This window comes from uncultured Clostridium sp. (assembly GCF_963527835.1).
Lineage (GTDB): Bacteria > Bacillota > Clostridia > Clostridiales > Clostridiaceae > Clostridium.
The window spans coordinates 39,037-60,559 of sequence record NZ_CAURTC010000017.1 but is presented as its reverse complement, the minus strand read 5'-3'; the positions used below and the strand labels follow the sequence as shown (position 1 = coordinate 60,559).

General features: G+C 27.5%; 11 protein-coding genes, 2 riboswitches and 1 other annotated feature. All 11 genes read right to left on the bottom strand.

Features of this window, described 5'->3' with window-relative positions; translation table 11 throughout:
• Positions 1–86 precede the first annotated feature (86 nt).
• Complete coding sequence (locus RYM86_RS09910) at positions 87–566, bottom strand: methylated-DNA--[protein]-cysteine S-methyltransferase (RefSeq protein ID WP_315080095.1); 480 nt, start codon at positions 564–566, stop codon at positions 87–89.
• Positions 567–599: 33 nt separating this feature from the next.
• Positions 600–1,412, bottom strand: a complete 813-nt coding sequence (locus tag RYM86_RS09905; RefSeq protein ID WP_315080094.1) for a purine-nucleoside phosphorylase — start codon at positions 1,410–1,412, stop codon at positions 600–602.
• A gap of 70 nt (positions 1,413–1,482) precedes the next feature.
• On the bottom strand, positions 1,483–2,697 hold the full coding sequence (gene tyrS, locus RYM86_RS09900) for a tyrosine--tRNA ligase (protein ID WP_315080092.1): 1,215 nt from the start codon (positions 2,695–2,697) through the stop codon (positions 1,483–1,485).
• Between the two features lie 341 nt (positions 2,698–3,038).
• Positions 3,039–3,305 (bottom strand) — a binding site (T-box leader).
• A 237-nt stretch (positions 3,306–3,542) separates the two neighbouring features.
• Positions 3,543–3,638, bottom strand: a riboswitch (purine riboswitch).
• A gap of 142 nt (positions 3,639–3,780) precedes the next feature.
• On the bottom strand, positions 3,781–5,076 hold the full coding sequence (locus tag RYM86_RS09895) for an amidohydrolase (protein ID WP_315080090.1): 1,296 nt from the start codon (positions 5,074–5,076) through the stop codon (positions 3,781–3,783).
• A 365-nt stretch (positions 5,077–5,441) separates the two neighbouring features.
• Complete coding sequence (gene pulA / locus RYM86_RS09890) at positions 5,442–8,435, bottom strand: type I pullulanase (protein ID WP_315080089.1); 2,994 nt, start codon at positions 8,433–8,435, stop codon at positions 5,442–5,444.
• 150 nt (positions 8,436–8,585) lie between these two features.
• The gene (locus tag RYM86_RS09885) at positions 8,586–12,026 is read right to left on the bottom strand and encodes a pyruvate carboxylase (protein ID WP_315080087.1); all 3,441 of its coding nucleotides are present in this window, start codon (positions 12,024–12,026) and stop codon (positions 8,586–8,588) included.
• Positions 12,027–12,754: 728 nt separating this feature from the next.
• On the bottom strand, positions 12,755–14,128 hold the full coding sequence (locus RYM86_RS09880; protein ID WP_315080085.1) for an MATE family efflux transporter: 1,374 nt from the start codon (positions 14,126–14,128) through the stop codon (positions 12,755–12,757).
• Positions 14,129–14,668: 540 nt separating this feature from the next.
• Positions 14,669–15,241 carry a xanthine phosphoribosyltransferase gene (locus tag RYM86_RS09875; protein WP_315080084.1) on the bottom strand — a complete coding sequence of 191 codons (573 nt, stop codon included), beginning with the start codon at positions 15,239–15,241 and terminating at the stop codon, positions 14,669–14,671.
• Between the two features lies 1 nt (position 15,242).
• On the bottom strand, positions 15,243–16,571 hold the full coding sequence (locus tag RYM86_RS09870; RefSeq protein ID WP_399547586.1) for a uracil-xanthine permease family protein: 1,329 nt from the start codon (positions 16,569–16,571) through the stop codon (positions 15,243–15,245).
• 164 nt (positions 16,572–16,735) lie between these two features.
• Positions 16,736–16,837, bottom strand: a riboswitch (purine riboswitch).
• Between the two features lie 97 nt (positions 16,838–16,934).
• Positions 16,935–18,122: an MFS transporter gene (locus RYM86_RS09865; RefSeq protein ID WP_315080081.1), complete on the bottom strand. Its 1,188-nt coding sequence runs from the start codon at positions 18,120–18,122 to the stop codon at positions 16,935–16,937.
• Positions 18,123–18,278: 156 nt separating this feature from the next.
• Complete coding sequence (locus RYM86_RS09860; RefSeq protein WP_315080078.1) at positions 18,279–21,203, bottom strand: helicase C-terminal domain-containing protein; 2,925 nt, start codon at positions 21,201–21,203, stop codon at positions 18,279–18,281.
• Between the last annotated feature and the right edge of the window lie 320 nt (positions 21,204–21,523).

Below are 21,523 nucleotides of genomic sequence, written 5' to 3'. Positions count from 1 at the left end.
ACAATCAGTAAATGTGACAATACTCATTGAGAATTCTCAAAGTCCAATTACAATGCCACTTTACCTATTGCATATATCAAACATATTTAAAACACAGTCTTATTAGTTGAACATTCCAAATATAAAAGCTTTTCTTTTATATCTAAACCACCTGAATACCCAACTAGCTTACCATTTTTGCCAATAACTCTATGGCATGGTATAAATATAGGAATTGGATTTTTGTTATTAGCAAGACCTACAGCTCTTGCAGCTTTAGGATTTCCTATTTTTTCAGCAATCTCTCCATAAGCACAAGTTTTTCCATATTGAATATTTTTCAATTCATTCCATACAGATTTCATAAACTGTGTACCACAAGGAGATAATGGAATTTCAAAATGCGTTCTATTTTTGCATAGATATTCTTCTAACTGAGTGAAAGCTTTTTTTATAAGTTCAGTTTCAATTAAAATCATATCTTTATCAACACTATCTATATTAAAATATAAATTTGTGATAGCGCTTCCATTGTCCGCTATTCCTACTTTTCCAAGAATTGTGTCATAGAAAAATATATTTCTCACTAAATATCACTCTCCTATCTTTTAACCTTTAAATTACATAACTTCTATAACTTTTGATACCCATTTACATAGGTTTGTTGATGCTTTTTGAGCTGTTTCTACTACTCTTTCATGTGAGTGTTTAACTTTTTGTATTCCTGTTGCCATATTAGTTATACAAGCTATTCCTAATACATCCATTCCTAAATAGTTAGCAACTATTGTTTCTGGTACCGTTGACATACCTACTGCATCTGCGCCATGTCTACCTATCATTCTAACTTCGGCAGCTGTTTCATAGTATGGTCCCATAAATCCAGCATAAATACCTTCATCATATTTTATTCTTAATTCGTCAGCTACTTTTTTAGCCTTATTAATAAGCTCTATCTTATATGGTTCTGACATATCTGGGAATCTAGTTCCTAATCTTTCATCATTAACTCCAATTAATGGGTTTGTTCCAAATAAATTGATAAAGTCATTTATAATCATTAATGTTCCTGGTTCAAAGTTTGTATTTATTCCACCACAAGCATTTGTTACTATTATTTTTTCTATTCCTAATTTTTTCATTACATATATTGGGTATGTAACTTCTTTCATATTATAGCCTTCATAATAGTGAAATCTGCCTTGCATTAATAATACTTCAACACCATTAATTTTTCCAAAAGCTAATTTTCCTTCATGTCCTTTAACTGTAGAAACTGGGAAATTAGGTATTTCTTCATAAGATATACTTTCCATATCTTCTACAACATTAACTAAATCTCCTAGTCCTGATCCAAGTATTATTGCAATTTTAGGATTTCTTTTTACTTTTTCATTAATGTAACTTACTGATTCCATTATTTTATCGTACATATCATTTCCTCCATTGTTAAATTTATTGTATATTACTATATTAACCGTAAATGTTGATATTGTAAAATACTTATATCATTTTTATCTTAATAAATTTCTTTTTTCCTATTTTTAATATATCATTATCATTAATTTTAGCATTATCAAAATCTAATACCTTTTCAGTATTTATTTGTACTCCACCTTGCTCTACTAGTCTTCTAAATTCCTTATTAGAAGGTACTACCCCTTCATCTACAAGAATTTTTCTTATTTCTTTTAACTTCGTAAATTCTTTTGGTATGTTTATTTCTGGCACTTCACTAGGTAAACTTCCATTTTTAAATACTTGTTCGTAGTATTTAATAGCAGAATTTGTTTCCTCTTCTGAATGATATAAGCCTGTAATAATCTTAGCAAGTTCTAATTTTACATCTCTAGGATTTTTTCCATTCTCAATGTCTCTTTTTATTTCATCTATTCTATCTGGATGTTCATCAGTTGCTAATTCAAAATATTTTATAATAAGATTATCTGGAACTTCCATAACCTTTTTAAACATTACTTCTGCCTTTTCATCTACTCCTATATAGTTACCAAGACTCTTACTCATCTTTTCAATGCCATCTAAGCCTTCTAAAATCGGCATAAATATTGCTATTTGTTGTTCCATCCCAATACCTTTTTGTAAAGTTCTTCCCATAAGAATATTAAAAGTTTGATCTGTTCCTCCAAGTTCAATATCAGCTTTTAATACAATTGAATCATATCCTTGAATTAAAGGATAGAAAAATTCATGAATACCAATAGGTGCATTATTACTATAACGATTTCTAAAGTCATCTCTTTCAAGCATTCTTGCAACTGTAGTAGTTGCTGCTAATTTTAATACTTCTTCAAATGTTAATTTAGATAACCATTCACTATTAAATCTAATTTTTGTTTTTTCTTTATCTAAAACTTTTAAAATTTGTTTTTGATATGTCATTGCATTTTCTATAACTTGTTCTTGTGCCAATGGCTTTCTTGTTTTTGATTTTCCTGTTGGATCTCCAATTTTTCCTGTAAAATCTCCAATTACAATAACAGCCCTATGCCCTAAATCTTGCAATTGTTTTATTTTTCTTAAAACAACTGCGTGACCTAAATGTATATCTGGTGCACTAGGATCTAATCCTAACTTAATTGTTAAAGGTTTGTTTTCTTTTTCAGATTTAATAAGTTTTTCTTTTAATTCTTCTATACTTATAATATCTGCTACTCCCTTTGCTATAATTTTAATTTGTTCATCAATTGTTTTTTTCATATACCATAACTCCTTATATTTAAAATTTTAATATAAGCAAGTTCTATAAGATTTATAAAAGCTAATGCCACCTTTTATAAGTTGAAAATTACTCCAAATTTTTTCAGCTTTCTAAGTTTGAAAATTTGTGTAATAAAAAAATCGCCAAACGACTTTGGAGTGTCGATTTTTTAGCCATGCACCTTTCCAAAAGCAGTGAAGAAATAATGGTGCGACATATGATTATTTTTATTCTTTAGGACTAATTTCTTAATCTTTAAATAAGATGGCAATTTGGGTTATCCTCCATTTTTTAAAAATATAATTTCCTGAAGAATAAAAAAACTCCCATCCTTTATTTTACAAAGGACGAGAGTATATCTCGTGCTACCACCTTAATTTATTAATTACTCACATAATTAACCTCTTCAAGTACGCCATATTTTATGGATATACTTTAGCACTATAACGTGTGCAAGGATACGTCATCACCTAATTAGAAACATTTAATTCTGTTCAGCTTGAAGCTCTAAGATGTATTCAAAATTAGAATTCCAAGTGCCTCTCATTATCCGGCAACTTTCTGTTTGGCCTAACTAATTTCTACTTGTTCTTTTCACAGCTTTTCTTTAAATCTCATACTCCGAAATATAATTAATATAAATCTTCGTTATGCTATGTATATATTAAATTATTTACAATTATAGATAAATAATTTTTATTTGTCAAGTAATATAAACTTTATTTTTTGTAAGCACTTTCCTTTTGAAAATAAAACATTTATACGAGAAATTACTATATTTTATCAATCTATACTATTTTTATGTACAAAAAAACCAACATTCATAAAATTTGAATATAGTAATCCCGCAAAAGGATTAACTTATAATCAACTATTATGGTAGTTGGTAGAAACGTTCAACCTATTATGAACTTATATAAGTTAAAATATTATTTAATTAATGATTGTTTATTATTTAATTAAAATGCAAATTATAAATTTCGCTACCGTATTATTATATTGAATAATATCATAGTAAAAATACAAAGTCAATAAAAAAATGGCTTAACACTTTTATTAGTATTAAACCATTTTGTTTACTTCTATTTTAACTTAGAGAGCTTTTCATTTTTAATTCTATTAACATTGTAATAAACTTTTTCTATATCTATAGTTGTAAATACTCCATTTTTATATACAACTTTTCCATCTATCATTGATAAGCAAATATCACTTGCTTGTGAAGAATAGAATATATTAGCTAGCGCATCAAATACAGGTTGCATATGAGGCTTGTTAAAATCATAAACAACTATATCTGCTCTATTTCCTACGTTAATATATCCGCAATCGTCTCTCCCTTGTGACACAGCTCCGTTTAAACATGACATTTTTAATATATCTTTTGAACTTAAAAATAAAGGATCTTTATTGGCTCCTTTGTGTAATAAAGCTGCAAGATTAACTTCTTCAAGCATATTAAGGTTATTATTACTTGCTGCACCATCAGTTCCTATACTTACATTAATTCCATGTTCTAGCATAGTCTTTAATGGGGCTACTCCACTTCCAAGTTTTAAATTACTAGTTGGGCAGTGTGATACCGTAACATTATTTTCCTTAAGAATATTAAAATCATCACCTTCAAGAAAAACGCAATGAGCTGCTGTTGTTTTACTGTTAAAAGTTCCACATTTATAAAAATATTCAGCAGGAGTTAATCCACCATGTCTTTCCTTACAAGCTTCTTGTTCAAGTGTTGTCTCTGAAAGATGTATATGCATATTCATTTCTGTAGAATTACAGTAATCAGAAATTTGCTTTACTAATTCTTCTGAAGATGTATATTCTGCATGTACAGACACATCACCTTTGATAGATCCATTTTTAGAATTTTTAGCATAATTACGAATATATTCTGTTTCTTTATATGAATTATGTTTAAAATAATCATTATTTTCATCATTTTTCAAATATGAGCTTGAAATATTTGCCTTCATTCCTGTTTCTTCAATAGCTTGTACTAAAGATTCAAGATGAGAATACATGTCAGTAAAAGATACTACTCCACTTTTTATCATTTCAGATATTCCAAGTAAAGTACCCCAATAACAATCTTCATCTGTAAGCAAAGCTTCAAATGGAAAAATTCTTTCAGTTAACCACCTTTGTAAAGGTAGACCTTCACCATATCCTCTAAGTAGAGTCATTGGTACATGACAATGTGTGTTAAAAAATCCTGGCATTGCGACCTTATTTTTACCATCATACACTTCACCAGCATAGTTTTCCGGAATATTTTCTCCAATATATACTATTTTATTGTCCTCTACTAAAATATTAGTTCCTTCAATAGTATCAAAATTTTCATCAATCATTGTAATATTTTTAAATAACATAATAAGCATCCCCATTTCTTTTTTTGTTTACGGTAGCGGGTGTTATAAATTTGCTTATTATAATTTATGATAATATCAAAAATAATTAAAACATTCAATAATTATTTTTATGCAAAAGCATTATTTTTTTAACCACATCATACCTATTTAATATTTTTATCTATAATAATTTAAAAAACAATCAGTTAAACCTTATGCATATTCACTAATTGAAAAAATTACAGTAAATCTAAATTTAATTTTAATTTGTGCCATATTTATATTTTTTAAATAGTAATAATAAAAATTAATTATTATTGCTGGCATAGTAAAAAGAGAGAAACTTTTAAAGCTTCTCTCTCTTTATAAAATTATAAATATAATTATTATTTATAATTTTTTTCATAACTAGCTGTATCAGCAAGAACATAAGATGTATTACCTGGAATAGTAACTTTATTGCCTTCAATTTTACCTAAACTCTCTATACCAGCTTTATCTTTATTCACTACAATAGTCCAGTTGTCTTCTGGTAAAGTAACTTCAATAGATTCCTTATTAGAATTAAATATTACAGCTATATTTCCCCACTCATCTCCAATTTCTTTACCATTTATTGTATATGCAATTAAATTATCTTTATTATTAACACTTTGTAAAAATTTAAGATTATTTTTAATATCAATTGCTTTAGTCATTCTAAACGCCTTATGAGAACTTCTTAAATTAATTAATCCTTGATAATATTTATATAAATCCTCATACTTTTCAACTCTATCCCACTCCAATTTATTTACACTATCAGAAGAGTTATAACTATTTTCATTAAATGTACCATCTTTATTAACTTTACTTCTTGCAAATTCTTCTCCTGCTTGAATAAATGGAATTCCTTGAGAAGTAAATACAACTGCGGATGCCATTTTGTTCATGTCTTTTAGCTCTTCATCAGTTTTATTAGGATTAACAGTTTTAATTCTATCCCATAAAGTTAAATTATCATGACATGATACATAATTAATGGTTTGATACGGTTCATTTGCCCATGGTTTTTTGGAATATCTTACTTTATCATAATCTATATCATCATGCTTAGTAGAACCCACAATTCCAAATTTAACCCAATCTTCAAAACCAGGTGTTCCATTAATAAAAGCTGGAGCAGTGTTATTAAAAACATCACCTTTTAATCCATCTCTTATATCGTCACTAAATACACCTATTTGTTTATCTCCAAACTTAGAAACATTAATTTTTAATGATTGATTTTCACTAGGTAATGCACAAGAACCACCAGCCCATCCCTCACCATAAATTAATATGCTGCTATCTATTTTATCTAGTTCTTCTCTTATTAATTTCATTGTTTCAATATCATGATTTGCCATTAAATCAAATCTAAATCCATCAATATGATATTCTTCTACCCAGTACTTAACTGAGTCTATAATAAACTTTCTAACCATTTCTCTATCTGACGCTGTTTCATTGCCACAACCTGATCCATTAGAATAATTTCCATCTGCATCTTGACGGTAATAATAATCTGGTACAGCTAAATCAAAGCATGAATTTTTTGTTGTATATGTGTGATTATAAACAACATCCATAACAACTCTTATTCCTTGTTTGTGAAGTTCATTTATCATTTCTTTAAATTCTTTTATTCTTATTTTTCCATCATATGGATTAGATGAATATGACCCCTCTGGAACATTATAATTTTTAGGATCATAACCCCAGTTAAATTGAGGCATATCTAATCTACTTTCATCTACAGAACCATAATCAAAGCTTGGTAATAATTGAATTGTATTTACTCCTAACTCTTTTAAATGAGCAACTCCTGTTTTTATATTTCCATTTAAATTAGTTGTATTCTCTTGCCATACCCCTTTAAATTTTCCTCTATACTCTAAATTAACACCCGAATTAGAATCTATTGAAAAATCTCTAATATGCATTTCATAAATAACTGCATCTGTTGGATTCTTAAGTTCTGGTCTTTTATCATTTTCCCAATTTGCTGGATTAGTAGATTTTAAATTTATTACCATTCCTCTATTACCATTGACTCCAACTGCTTTTGCATATGGATCTATAACTTCATTTTCTTTTCCATTAACAGTTACTAAGTAATTATAATAAACTCCATCTAAATCTCCAGATTCTTTAACAGTCCAAACACCACTTTTTTCTTTTACCATATCTAGTTGTTTTTCAGCAGCTGAAGAATATAATTTACCATCTTTTCCGTAAAGAACTACTTTTACATCAGTTGCAGTTGGTGCCCATAAATTAAATTGTGTTTTATCCTTACTATAAATCACTCCTAATTTGCCATCATATGAATATAAATCTTCAAATTCCTTACTTTCATATACTTTTCTAAACTCAGCATTTTTTACTCCATGTTTAGGAATTTCCAAAGAGTAAGTGTTTTTTAAATTCAATTTTTTATTAAATTTAATGCACCCTTTAAGTCCATTATCTTCAAGTTTAATGCTATATAAATCCTTTCCGATAACGTTTCCATTTTCTTTCAAAATAAATTCATCAGTATTATCAATTTTAGAACTAACCTCAAAATTAATCTCATCAATGGAATCTATTTTTAAAGATGATATCCTTTCCCCTATTGGTTTACTGTTATCCATATAAACCTTTTCATTTCCTTCAACAATATATGCATTTATTTCACCATTATTATTTGCATATGACAAATCTATATTCCTATCTTTATCTATATCTTTTTCTGTCCACTTCTCCTTGTCTTTTCTTATTATAAAAGATATTTCTTTATTGTTTTTTGTATTTAATTTATTAATTTCAGCAATCTTACCAAATTCATCTTCCTTGTTAAAATCATATCTTTTTCCATCATTTTCATCAAACCAAGACCAAACATCCCATGAATCATAATTGCTGTCAGATCTATAATAATGTAAATTCAATTTTACTTCTTTAAAATCTCTATTTAAATTTTTATCTTCTCTATTTATTTCTTTGTTATTCTCATGTATTATAACTTCCTTGTCACCATTTGTTAAATCTACACATTGATCTTCTGTTGCTTTTTCACTCCAATTTGATTTTCTAATAATAAAAAATAACTTTTTTTCATTTTTATTGGATTTTATAACTGCAAATTTTCCTTCGTTATCTTCTCCAATAAAGTTTATCGACTTTCCATCTCTTCCTTTCTCCCATGTCCATATGTCCCAATCATTATAATTTTTATCTGATCGATCATATCTTATTTTTACATATACCTCATCATTTTTTTCAGTAGCTTGGACATTTATAGCTGGCATTTGTACCATAGTAAAAATAAATGTAACCATAAATATTATTGCCCATACTCTTTTAAATTTTTTCATTGTATTCCCTCCCGTTAAATGTTTACATTTAATACTATATCATACTTTTTTATCTTTAGAAATACTTGTAAAAAAAATAAGCATTTTAAGTTATACTTAATTAAACTTAAAATGCTTATTTAAATTAATTTACAATTAAATTTTATTCTATTATTTTAATTTTACTAATAATTGACCTGTTTTTACTTGTTCTCCTTCTTGAGCAAAAATAGATTCTACAATTCCATCACAGCTAGCAACTATATTTGTTTCCATTTTCATTGCTTCTATTACGACTAAACTTTCTCCTTCTTTAACTTCTCTCCCTTCTTTAACAAGTACATTTATTATATTTCCTGGAATACTTGCACCAATTTCAAGCTTATTTGATGAATCCGCCATTTTAGTTGGATTGTCTAAACTTAACATGCTTGTAGCTCTTTCAGTTCTATCTTTTATTTTTATCTCTCTCCTATTACCATTTATTTCAAATTCAATAGTTCTATAACCTTCTTTATCTAATTTTCCAATTTCAATCAGTTGAACTATCATTGTCTTACCTTCAGCAACTTCGATTTCGCTTGTTTCACCTTCAGATAAACCGTGGAAGAATACATCACTTCCCATAAGACTTACATCCCCATATTTTAATACTGACTTTATAAAGTCTTCAAATACATCTGGATATAAAGCATAACTTAGTATATCTCTTTTACATGGTTTAAATTTATATTTTTCTTTTAAGTATTTTTCGATTTTATCAAAATCTTCTGGTGGTAATAGTTCTCCAGGTCTAACTGTAATAGGCTCTTCTCCCTTTAAAACGAGTTTTTGTAGTTCTTTAGGAAATCCGCCTTCTGGTTGACCCATCATTCCTTTAAAATATGAAACAACAGAATCTGGGAAAGCCATATTCTTTGCCTTTTCATATATATTCTCAGTAGTTAAATTGTTTTGTACCATAAATATAGCCATATCTCCAACCATTTTTGAAGATGGTGTAACTTTTATTATGTCTCCAAGTAAATCATTTACTTTTTTGTACATCTTCTTCACTTCACTAAATCTATGTCCAAGTCCAAAGCTTTCAACTTGTGGTTTTAAATTTGAATATTGTCCTCCTGGAATTTCAAATTTATAAATTTCTGCACTACCTGATTTTAAATCAGATTCAAATTGATTATATACAGGTCTTACTGCATCCCAGTAATCAGATAATTTTTGAATTCCACGTATATCAATTCCTGTATCTCTATCAGTATTATTAAGAGCTGCAACTATTGAATTTAAAGCTGGTTGACTTGTAAGTCCTGACATACTATTAAAAGTTGTATCAATAATATCAACTCCTGCATCAGCAGCCATTAATACAGTTGCAACACCATTACCTGTAGTATCATGTGTATGAAGGTGAATTGGAATTGAAACTTCATTTTTTAATGCAGTTATAAGTTTCTTAGCTGCATAAGGTTTAAGCAATGCAGACATATCTTTTATTGCAAGTATATGTGCACCCATTTTTTCAATTTCTTTAGCTTTATCTACATAATATTTTAGACTATACTTATCTCTATTCTCATCTAAAATATCACCTGTATAACATAGTGCAACTTCTGCCATTTTATTAGCCTTAAGTACTTCTTCTAAAGATACCTCTATTCCTTTTAACCAATTTAGTGAATCAAATATTCTAAATATATCTATTCCGCTATTAGCTGATTCTTTTATGAATTCTCTTATCACATTATCTGGATAGTTTTTATATCCAACTCCATTAGCACCTCTAATAAGCATTTGGAACATAACATTCGGAATTCTTTTTCTTAATGAATCAAGTCTTCTCCATGGAGATTCTTTTAAAAATCTATATGCAGTATCAAAAGTAGCTCCACCCCACATTTCAAGTGAGAATAAGTCATTTCCATATACGGCTGTTGCCTTAGCTATGTTTTTCATATCCTTACTTCTAACACGAGTAGCCATTAGTGATTGTTGAGCATCTCTCATTGTAGTATCAGTAAGCAATAATTTCTTTTGATTTTTTATCCATTTAACTACTCCCTCAGGACCTTCTGCATCTAATATTTGCTTAGTTCCTGACAAACCCTCTAAAGAATTTACTATAGGAATTACAGGAACATCATATTCTTTCTTAATTCCTTTGGTTTCATTTACTAACTTTTCACCAATAAAACTAAGTAATTTATATTCACTATCGCTTTGTGGTGATATGTCAAACAATTGTGGATTTTCTGATATAAAGTTAGTATCACACTCACCTTTTTGGAATGTTTTATTATTTAATACATTTATTAAAAAGTCTACATTTGTTTTTATACCTGTAATAGTTGACTCTTTTATTGCACGTATTGATTTTCTAACAGCATCTTCAAAAGTTCTTGAATATGCTGTTGTTTTAACTAATAAACTATCATAATAAGGACTTATGACTGCCCCACCAAAGCCATTTCCCCCATCTAGTCTTATACCAAATCCTGAACTAGTTCTGTAAACATCTATCTTTCCTGTATCAGGTGCAAAATTGTTTGATGGATCTTCAGTAGTTATTCTACATTGAATAGCATAACCCCTTGGTTTTATATCTTCTTGAGAATATATCCCGATTTCTTTAGAATTTAACGGATAACCTTGAGCTACTAAAATTTGACTTTGAACTAGATCTATTCCTGTAGTCATTTCTGTTATGGTATGTTCTACTTGAATTCTTGGATTCATTTCTATAAAATAATGATTTCCGTGCATATCTACTAAAAATTCTAAAGTTCCTACATTTCTATAATCAACAGCTTTAGCTATTTTTAATGCATCAGCACATATTTCTTCTCTCTTTTCTTGTGTTAAGGATAAAGCTGGACTGATTTCAATAACTTTTTGATGTCTTCTTTGAATAGAGCAGTCTCTTTCATAAAGATGAACTACATTTCCATATTTATCACCTAAAATTTGAATTTCTATATGTTTTGGTCCTTCTATGTATTTTTCAATGAACATATCATCTATACCAAAGGCCTTTTTAGCTTCATTTTTTGCACTTAAAAATGCATCAACAAGCTCATTTTCATGTCTTACTATTCTCATTCCTCTTCCACCGCCACCGGCAGCAGCTTTTATCATAACTGGATAACCACACATACCAGCAATTTCAATTGCCTCTTTTTCACAAATTATTGGTTTTTCTACTCCCGGTATTACAGGAACTCCAACATTTTTAGCAACTATTTTTGATTTTATCTTATCGCCTAATTGATCCATCATTTCAGATTTTGGACCTATAAATTCTATACCTACTTCTTCACATCTTCTTGCAAACTCAGGATTTTCAGATAAGAATCCATAACCTGGATGTATAGCATCTACATTCTTCTTTAATGCAAGCTTTATAATCTCATCAATATTTAAATATGCTTCTACTGGCCCCTTGTTTTTGCCTATTTGGTATGCTTCATACGCTTTAGTTCTGAAAAGAGCACGTTTATCTTCTTCTGAGTATATAGCAACAGTCCTTATTCCAAGTTCATGACATGCTCTAAATATTCTTATTGCAATTTCCCCTCTATTTGCAACTAATACTCTTTTAAATTTCTTCCCCAATTAATACACTCCTTTATTCTTTTCTTATACTTTAATTAAAGTACATTTGATTGATTTAATTAATTCAATTGATAATATTATAAAAATTATAGCACATTTCCCTAAAATTTTCACTTAATATTCGTTATTATTTTTCTTTTAACTATACTCTTACTAATTTCGCTTATAAAAACAATTTAAATCTAAAACTCTACAATTCATCTGTATTTTTATTAAAATAATTTAGTTTAAAAAGCTAAGAAATCATACAATTGTTTATTTAATTTTACAAATGATTTTTAATTTGTAAAGTTCGTATTATTATATAAAATCATAATGTCATTAATATTTGCAACATGTAAATATTCACTTGTTCCTAGGTCTAAAAATCTTACTAAATTTATTATTTCTTCTTCTTAAAAATTATCTTACTAATATTATTTTCTTTCTATAATGAAAAAATATTCTTATTTATATATTTTAATTATGTCATCAGACATTCTACTAATAATATATTGAAAATATTGTTTTTTACTCATTAATAAAATTCCTCTAAAACTACCAATTTAACTTATGATATTTTAAATAAAAAAATAGCTGAGTATAACAAAATACTTTCAGCTATTTTTTAATTGGCTATGTTTAAATATGTGCTAGTCAAGGTAGTATGTTACTCTATCCATTTTGCTTATGCATATATCAATACATAATTTTTAAAACTTAAATTTAATAAGTAATATTTAACTAAATTATACTTCAACAATATTCTTTAGCCATCTCTTTTGTTTATATCTTTTAAATCCTAAAACAAATTTATAAATTTCTTCTGCTAATACTAGTACATAAACCCAATAAATAGGTAATGATAAAAGTATTCCTCCTAAATAAGCTAAAGGAATTCCAATTAACCATACTCCCGTAGCATCTAAAATAAGTCCTGCTTTAGTATCGCCTCCACTTCTAAGAACTCCTGTAATATTAACTAAATTAAACATTTTAAAAGGTAAATATAATACAAATACTATTAGACATTTACTTATATCTACTGCTACTGATTCTGTTACAGTAAACAAACGTATTAATGGCCATCTCGTTAAAACGCATATAATTCCTACAACTAAAGTAGCTATAAATTGCAATATAAGAAGATATTTTGCATGTTCATCAGCTTTTTTAAGTTTATTTGCTCCTAATTCATTTCCCAAAATAACAGCTGTTGCTGCACTAATACCTTGAAACATTACCACTGCTATTTGTTCAACTGTTTGAGTTATAGTAATAGCCGCAACTGCTCCATCACCCATTCTTCCATATACAAGTGAATATATAGTTACTCCGAGTCCCCACATAAACTCATTTGCAATAACTGGAGATACTGTAATAAAGAACATTTTTATAAACTCTTTATCAAAATCAACTAATTCCTTTAGCCTTGCAGCAGCTGGTCCATTCTTTAAGTAAACTATACTCAATACACTAATACATTCAACTATCCTAGCAATTAAAGTTCCAATAGCAGCTCCTTGCACACCTAATGCTGGAAAACCAAAGTGTCCAAATATTAATGTGTAATTTAAAATTGCATTAATTAAAATTGAAAATAAGCTTATTACAACTGGTGCTTTTACTTCATTTACAGCTCTTAATAAAGAAATATAGGCATTGGTAATTGCTGTTAATGGATAACTTAATGCAACAATTGATAAATACATAACACCAATACTTATTGTTGATTCATTTGGTGTAAAAATCCTCATAACTAAATTAGGACATATCAAACTTGGAATAACAAATATTATTGCTCCAAGTAAACCTATAATTAAAGATATTCCCAGTACTTTTCTTATATTTTTAATATCTTTTTTACCCCAATATTGAGCAGTTAATATTGATGATCCACTTACAATTCCAAATAATAATAATGTAAATACAAAGAAAACTTTATTAGCAAGTCCTACAGCTGCAATGGTAGTTTCGCCCAATTGGCCTATCATCATAGTGTCTATTAAATTTAAAGATGTATTAAGCAGAGCTTGTATTGTTACTGGAACAGCAATTGCTATTGTTTTACGAAGAAATACTTTATCTTCTACTATGTTTATTAACTGTTTTGTTATTGTCACTATTTCTCCCCCTTTTATCTATATAAATAACTATAAATACCTGAAAAACTCCACGTACAATATTAACATAAAATATACAATTTTACCAAGCATTCTATAACAACGTAAGTATTTTATTACTTGTAAGTGGAAATTTACGAGTTTTACTTCAAAAACTTAGGTTTTATCAGCTCTTTAAGTTTAAAAATTATAAATTTCCTTTACAATTGTATAGTATTGTTATGGAATTTAATATATAAAACAATAATAAAAACTAGAATTCATAATTAATAGTAATTTAACTATGATTCTAGTTTTAGTTACGCATATATAATTTTAGTTAATTATATATATTTTCTTATAAGAGCGTAGTGACATTGAAATTTGCTTTTTAGAATTCTTAATGGATATTTGTTGAATTAATTGCTTGTCCCAATGTTTCATTGGGAGCATGCATTAATTAGACTAATATACATTCTAGAATCCTTAAAGCTAATTTCTCAGTCCACGAGCTTTATACGAAAATATATATATTATTTCTAAAATACAATTTTAAAAGCATTATTTTGCAATTTTTATAATTCCTTTTTCAAGCTTTTCTATTCTAGCTAAAGAATATACATCATATCCTTTTTCTTCCAAAAGTTTTGGACCTGGTTGAAATGATTTTTCTATTACAATCCCAATTCCAGCAACTTTAGCTCCAGCACCTTCTACTAATCTTGCTGCCCCAAGAGCTGCTTCTCCATTAGCTAAAAAATCATCTATAATTAATATATTATCATCTTCATTTATATACTTCTTTTGAAGTGTAAGTTCATAATCTGTACCTTTTGTAAATGAATGTACTGTTGTTTGATACACATCACCCTTTAATATTTTAGATCCTTGTTTTTTTAATATTACCATTGGTAAATTCATTTGCATAGCTGTCATAACAGTTGGTGCAATTCCTGAGCTTTCAATTGTAAATATCTTAGTTATCTTATGATCTTTAAAGTAGTTTTTAAAATATGTACCCATTTCATACATTAAATCAGCATCTACTTGATGATTTAAGAACGAATCTACTTTTAACACATCATTTGAAAGTGCCTGTCCTTCTTCTAATATACGCTTATGTAAATTTTCCATTTTATTTTACCTCACTTTTTTCATCTTTTAATATTAAGTTTAAAACTAAAGCTACAATAGTTCCAGTTGAAATACCAGATGAAAATATCATTTTTAATCCTTCTGGTAATTGACTTATAAAATCTGGGCGGAATGTGATTCCAACTCCAAGACCTATTGATGTTGCTATTATTAATAAATTTCTATTGTTTAACTTTACTCTACTCAAAGTCTTAATTCCAGATGCTGCAACAGTACCAAACATTACTATTCCTACACCACCTAAAACTGGTGAAGGTATTATATTTATTAAAGCTGCAAACTTAGGGAAAAATCCTAATATAATTAATATAATTCCAGCCATCATTGCAACACATTTACTAGCTACTTTTGTTAATGGAATTAATCCTACATTTTGACTAAAAGAAGTATTAGGAAATGTTCCAACGACTCCTGCTAACATACTTCCAATTCCGTCAGCCAATACCCCTGCTCCAACTCTTTTATCGTCCATATCTACTTTAGAAACCTCTCCTATCGCTTTTAAGCACCCAACGGTTTCTATTGTAGTAACAAAATATGCAGGAATAAAAGGTAATACTACTTTCCAATCAAAAGTTACACCATATGAGAATATTTTAGGAAATGATAAAAAATTTGCTTCTCTTACAGTAGTAAAATCAATCACTCCAAGTGGTATACATATTATATATCCCATTACCATACCAATTAAAATTGAAGCACTGCTAACTAACCCTTTTCCATATCTATTTAAAAGCAATGTAACAATCATTACTAACATAGCAATTGAAATGTTCATTATACTACCATAGCTTGGTGAACCTACACCACCAGCTGCCCAATCCATAGATACTGGAAGTAATGTAAGACCTATTAAACATACAACTGTTCCTGTAACTAATGGTGGAAATAATTTCATTAATGGTCTGATTATAAAACTTAAAATTATTTCTACAAATGAACCTAAGATTGTTGCACCTATAATACCTGGAATTCCAAAAACACTTCCAACAGCTATAGATGGTGAAACAAAAGTAAAATCTGTTCCCATTATACATGCTACTCTTGATCCTACTGGTCCAACTCCTCTAGATTGAATAACGGTAGCTATCCCAGCTGCTAAAATTGTTGCACTCATAAGAGCAGTTGATGTTGCAGTGTCAAACCCCAATGCACTTGAAATAACTAATGGAACCACTATAATTCCTCCAAATGCTGCAAATATATTTTGAAATGCCAATAATATTTGAGTAGTTAAGCTAGGTTTATCATCAATACCATAAAGCAATTGTAAATCATCTTGATTTTCTAATAAATCATCTTCTCTCATTTTAAGCATTTTCTTTTGCTCTAATTGCATGTTATTTATCCCCCTCCTAGTAAAAATGATCATACCTAAAGACACGTAAATAACTAATATGTGCTTAAATAAATCTAATAAAAAAACACCTCAAATATAAAATTTGAGGTGTTGCATTTCTAGATAATAAATCAAGAATCTTAACAATACCTCGTAGTCTGCTAATTTACGGATAGCAGGTAGAAACTTTCCAACCATTATATCGGAAATATACGAGTCTTTCGTATGAATGTTGAAATTATAACATATAACAATTATTTATTCAAACACATTACAATTTATTAAGATGTTCTCAATATATACTTAATATTTTATAAAATTCATTATTTCTCATTAGAAATTCTTACAATTTGAAAATTCATCATCTTTAAAATTTTTTGTATAAATTAACATAAAGTATGTAATTACTAATATAACTCCTGCAATTATAAAAGGTAACTTGCTACCAAAATTAAATATAAAACCAGAAAATAGCGACCCAATCACCATTCCCAATGCTTTTGACGAATTCTGTACTCCCATTATCATCCCATAATTTTTACTAGATTCTTTTGATATTATACTTTGTTGTATTGGTGTTGTTAACGAAATAAATGATAAGAAAATTATTATAAATATTATTGCAATACTCAAATTTTCTATTAATGATGCTGTTATAAGAGAAACTCCTGAAAGCAATACCACTGATTTAAAAAGCTTCTTTTCATTAAATTTCCCAGCTAAATAAGGGTTTACAAAAAAATTCATTATAAGTCCAATTATTCCTGAAGCAAACATTACTATACCAATTATGCTTGGTGGTAAATTTAAAACTGCTTCCAAGTAATAGTTTATTGTTGAATTATAACTTGTTGTTGCAAAAGAAACCAATGCAACTGCTATTATCATAATGCCTAATATAGACTTAAAATTTATCTTAATCTTCTCTCCTTCACATATCTTTAATTTTTTATTTACATTTAAAGAAGGGGGCCTTATACTCTCTCCTATAAATAAATTTATTAATATAGTTATTATTAAACATACAGCAAATTGAAATAAAAATGTTACTTTATATTTACCACTACCTATTATCCCTCCCATAAGTGATCCTAAAGAACTTCCTATTGAACCAAAAGCCGAATAGTATGACAAATACTTTATTCTATTTTTCTTACTTGTTATGTCTGTTATATACGCCATAGAAACTGTTATATAGCTAGCTGCAAATGCACCTGCTAAAGATCTAAAAATTAATATTAATATTATGTTCTTTGAAAATCCAAATCCTATTTGACTTATTCCATATCCACAAACACCATATATTAAATATCTCTTTCTACCATTTTCATCTGATAACTTACCCCATATTGGAGATGAAATAAATGTAGCAACAGACATAAATGCAAAAAAAACGCCAAACATAAAAGAAGGTAAGGATAATTCTGTAATTAACCTTGGAGTAACAGGATGCGCCATACTGAACGCAAACATAGCAATTAGATTTAACACAAGTAAATATCTCTTGGATACTTTTTTCATATTTATTTACACCTAGCTTTCTTTTCCTTATGTACGTTTATTTTGTCAATTTTGCTTTGTTACTATTCCTTAAAAATCAAAATGATTATACTATATTTAAAGTGAAAATATTGAGGAATACTTTTTTCAATATTTATTTTCATCATACCTTATTATCTATAATTTAGCCTTTAAATTGAAATCTATGTTACGAAAATAACTTTGATTATCTTTAGTTCCTAAAATTTCCCAAAAGATCTTGTGTTTTTTCGCCTCATTATTAAATTCACTTTCAATGTTTTTATTTTTCTTCCTCATATCTCTTAACAAAATATTTAAGTTATACTTTTTCCAAAACTTATAGTCATAATCCATTTTATCTAATACTCTATCTGAATTAAGAATTTCAATTTCTGGACCGCTAAGATCTCTTTCTATATTTCTTATTGTATTAGAATTCTTCCCTGGATCTAATATAATAAAATATCCATAATCTAAATCGCTTCTAATCAATCTTCCATATATCTGCTTCATTTTTATACATAGTTGAGGATAATTAACTTCTTGGTATCTCTTATTTTGATATGTCGTTATAGCTTTTAATATTGGGTAATCTATACTGTAATTAGGTAATTTATCTAACATTACACATGTAAGTCCTTCTCCAGCTATGTCTATTCCTTCAAAGAATCCTTTTCCACCCAATACTATAACACTTCTATTTTTATCATTTAGAGATGAAATAGCTTTTCTATTTACATGGACTTCTATCTTTGTTCCACTAGCTAATAATTGTAATTCATCAAAAACTTCTTGTTTTCTATTATTGCTATTAAATAAAACAAGTATATGTCCATTTAACTTTTTAGCAGTATTAAATATAAAATATGCCATATTCTTAGTGTAATTTGGACTATCATAAGAACCTATATCATTTAAAGCAAATATTTTTGTTCTCTGTTTTAAATTAAAGGTAGATGGAATTATAAATTCATTAGAATTTTCTTGACCTAAATGATTTTTTATCTTTTCAAAAGAATTTTCTATTCTTAAAGTTGCTGATAAGAAAGTTGTACTTTTTACTTCTTTAAGCATATGTTCATTTACTAATTCACCAACATTTAAAGGTATATTTCTAAATGTGAATCCCCTGTATTCCATATCTATTTCTAGTTCTTTTGCATAAAATCTACTTTCTTCTAAAAATTTATCTATTATATTAAAGTTATCTTTTAATTTGCCCACATAATCATTTAAGCTTCTAAATTCTTTATCTCCATTTGTTTCATCTTCTAATGTAATACTTCTTATATAATCATTTAAGACTTTATATAATCCATATATACTTTCTTTTATATTGGATATTGGCAACCTTAGTTCATTCATTATATCTTTTAACTCATCTTTAGGTAAAAAGAACTCTGTAGTAAAATTATACTTACCATTTACTAATTCTATATTTCTAAATTCATTTAGTAATATAATAATGTTACTATTAATTTCTTCAATTAAAAATCGTAATTTATTTAAATCTATATTCTCTCTATAACCATACTCTGCATTTAACGTCCTAAGTTGAGCATAAATACTAGGATGTCCTTTTTCCACTTGAGTTAATAATTCTATAAATTCATTAGAAATAAACTCTTCACAAAAGAAATCATAACATTTATCCATCAAATTATGAGCCTCATCAATTATTAAATGATTTATTTTTTTCTTTTCACAATATGGATAACATGATAATAAGGAATGGTTAATTACTGTTATATTTTCACTTGGAAGTTCATTATATCTATTTTTTAAATAGCATGGTTTAATACATCTATCCAAATCACAAGATTCGTTATCACAGTTTATTGCTTTTAAATATTTATCAATCTCAAAATGAATGTATGCCCAATAACTTATATTTTCTATATCTCCATGTTTACCACCATCACATAATCTTCTTAAAAACAATTGGGTTAAACTACTTTCTTTGCTTTCATTAAGTGCATCGCATTTATTTAATCTATCTATGCAAATATAATTTGCTTTCCCTTTCATGGCTCCATAATTTAATTTTTTCTCTAATCCAAGTTTTTTTAGTATCATTGGTATATCTTTTTCAATAAGCTGATTTTGAAGTTCTTTAGTATTTGTAGATATAAAATAGCTTGCATCTTCTATTTTCTTATTCTTTTTGTTTAAATAGGCTTTAGTTGCTGCTATAAGAAGATATGCAAATGTTTTTCCACTTCCAGTTGGTGCTTCTATAAATATTCTTTTTTCTTTCTCTATATTTTCTCTTATCTTATTTGAAAAGTGCTTTTGATCTTCCCTATATTGGTAGCCAAAATCACCGCCATTATTCCATATTTCTTCATTAACTAATAAATCTTCATATTTTTCATAATCTATTAGTATTCTTTTTAGCTTAATATCTTCTCTTTTATTTTCTTCATAACTTACATAAGGGTAATCCCCTATATCAAATAATATTGGCTTCAATAAATATTCTTTCCATTCCCAATGTTTTAAAAATTCATAGTCTTTATCTATAATATTATATAGCGATTTATTTTTCTTCTTACTTTCTTCTCTAATCCACTCTCTACATAAAAGTGAATTTACCACCTTTAAAGTATCAATTGAATCTTCAAGACCTCTATGAAATTCATCTTTATCTAAAATAGTAATACTCTTTATTAAAGAATCTAAATTATACTCTTTTCTCCAAGGTTCAAGTATTGCTGCAAGTTCCATAGAATCAAATATTTCATTTTTTATCTCAGGAATATGATGAGAAAGAAATTTCCTTTCAAAACCTCCATTATGACAGATAAGTGGTAAATCTTCTAAAAAAACTAATAACTCATTCTTTATATCCTCTAAGCACTTTGAGTTCATCAATTCTTCTTCTTTTAGCCCATGACAAAGTTTATAAATGTTTACGGGTACATTCCCCTTAGGTTTTATTAGTACCTCATATGTAGTTACACTTGAATTTTTTATTTTAACTGCACCAATTTCGATTATTTCACAGTTTTTTTCATCTAATCCCGTTGTTTCAATATCTAGATATATAACATTGTCTAAAATGCTTTCTAATTTTTCCATAATATACTATTAACTCCTAGTATTTAAATAATTTAAATATGTTTTTCTGATAAATCTAATAAAATTATATCATAATACAATTTTTCACTAAATCTATTTCTAATCCTAAATATTATTAGCTTTATAAGCTTTAATAATTCTATACTTTTCTTATACAATTAAAAAGTTCCAGATATAATAAATTTATTATATCTGGAACTCTCCAAATAATTTACCAAATCACTTTTTGCATCAAATATTATAAATAAATATTTATAATTATTATACTCACATATAACTATATTATTGATATTTAATGTGATTTAACTTCATTATTTTTG

Coding starts and splice junctions, on each gene's coding strand:
- RYM86_RS09905 (WP_315080094.1), bottom strand. CDS start 1,412: ATGTACGATAAAATAATGGAATCAGTAAGTTACATTAATGAAAAAGTA.
- tyrS (WP_315080092.1), bottom strand. CDS start 2,697: ATGAAAAAAACAATTGATGAACAAATTAAAATTATAGCAAAGGGAGTA.
- RYM86_RS09895 (WP_315080090.1), bottom strand. CDS start 5,076: ATGTTATTTAAAAATATTACAATGATTGATGAAAATTTTGATACTATT.
- pulA (WP_315080089.1), bottom strand. CDS start 8,435: ATGAAAAAATTTAAAAGAGTATGGGCAATAATATTTATGGTTACATTT.
- RYM86_RS09875 (WP_315080084.1), bottom strand. CDS start 15,241: ATGGAAAATTTACATAAGCGTATATTAGAAGAAGGACAGGCACTTTCA.
- RYM86_RS09870 (WP_399547586.1), bottom strand. CDS start 16,571: ATGAGAGAAGATGATTTATTAGAAAATCAAGATGATTTACAATTGCTT.
- RYM86_RS09865 (WP_315080081.1), bottom strand. CDS start 18,122: ATGAAAAAAGTATCCAAGAGATATTTACTTGTGTTAAATCTAATTGCT.
- RYM86_RS09860 (WP_315080078.1), bottom strand. CDS start 21,203: ATGGAAAAATTAGAAAGCATTTTAGACAATGTTATATATCTAGATATT.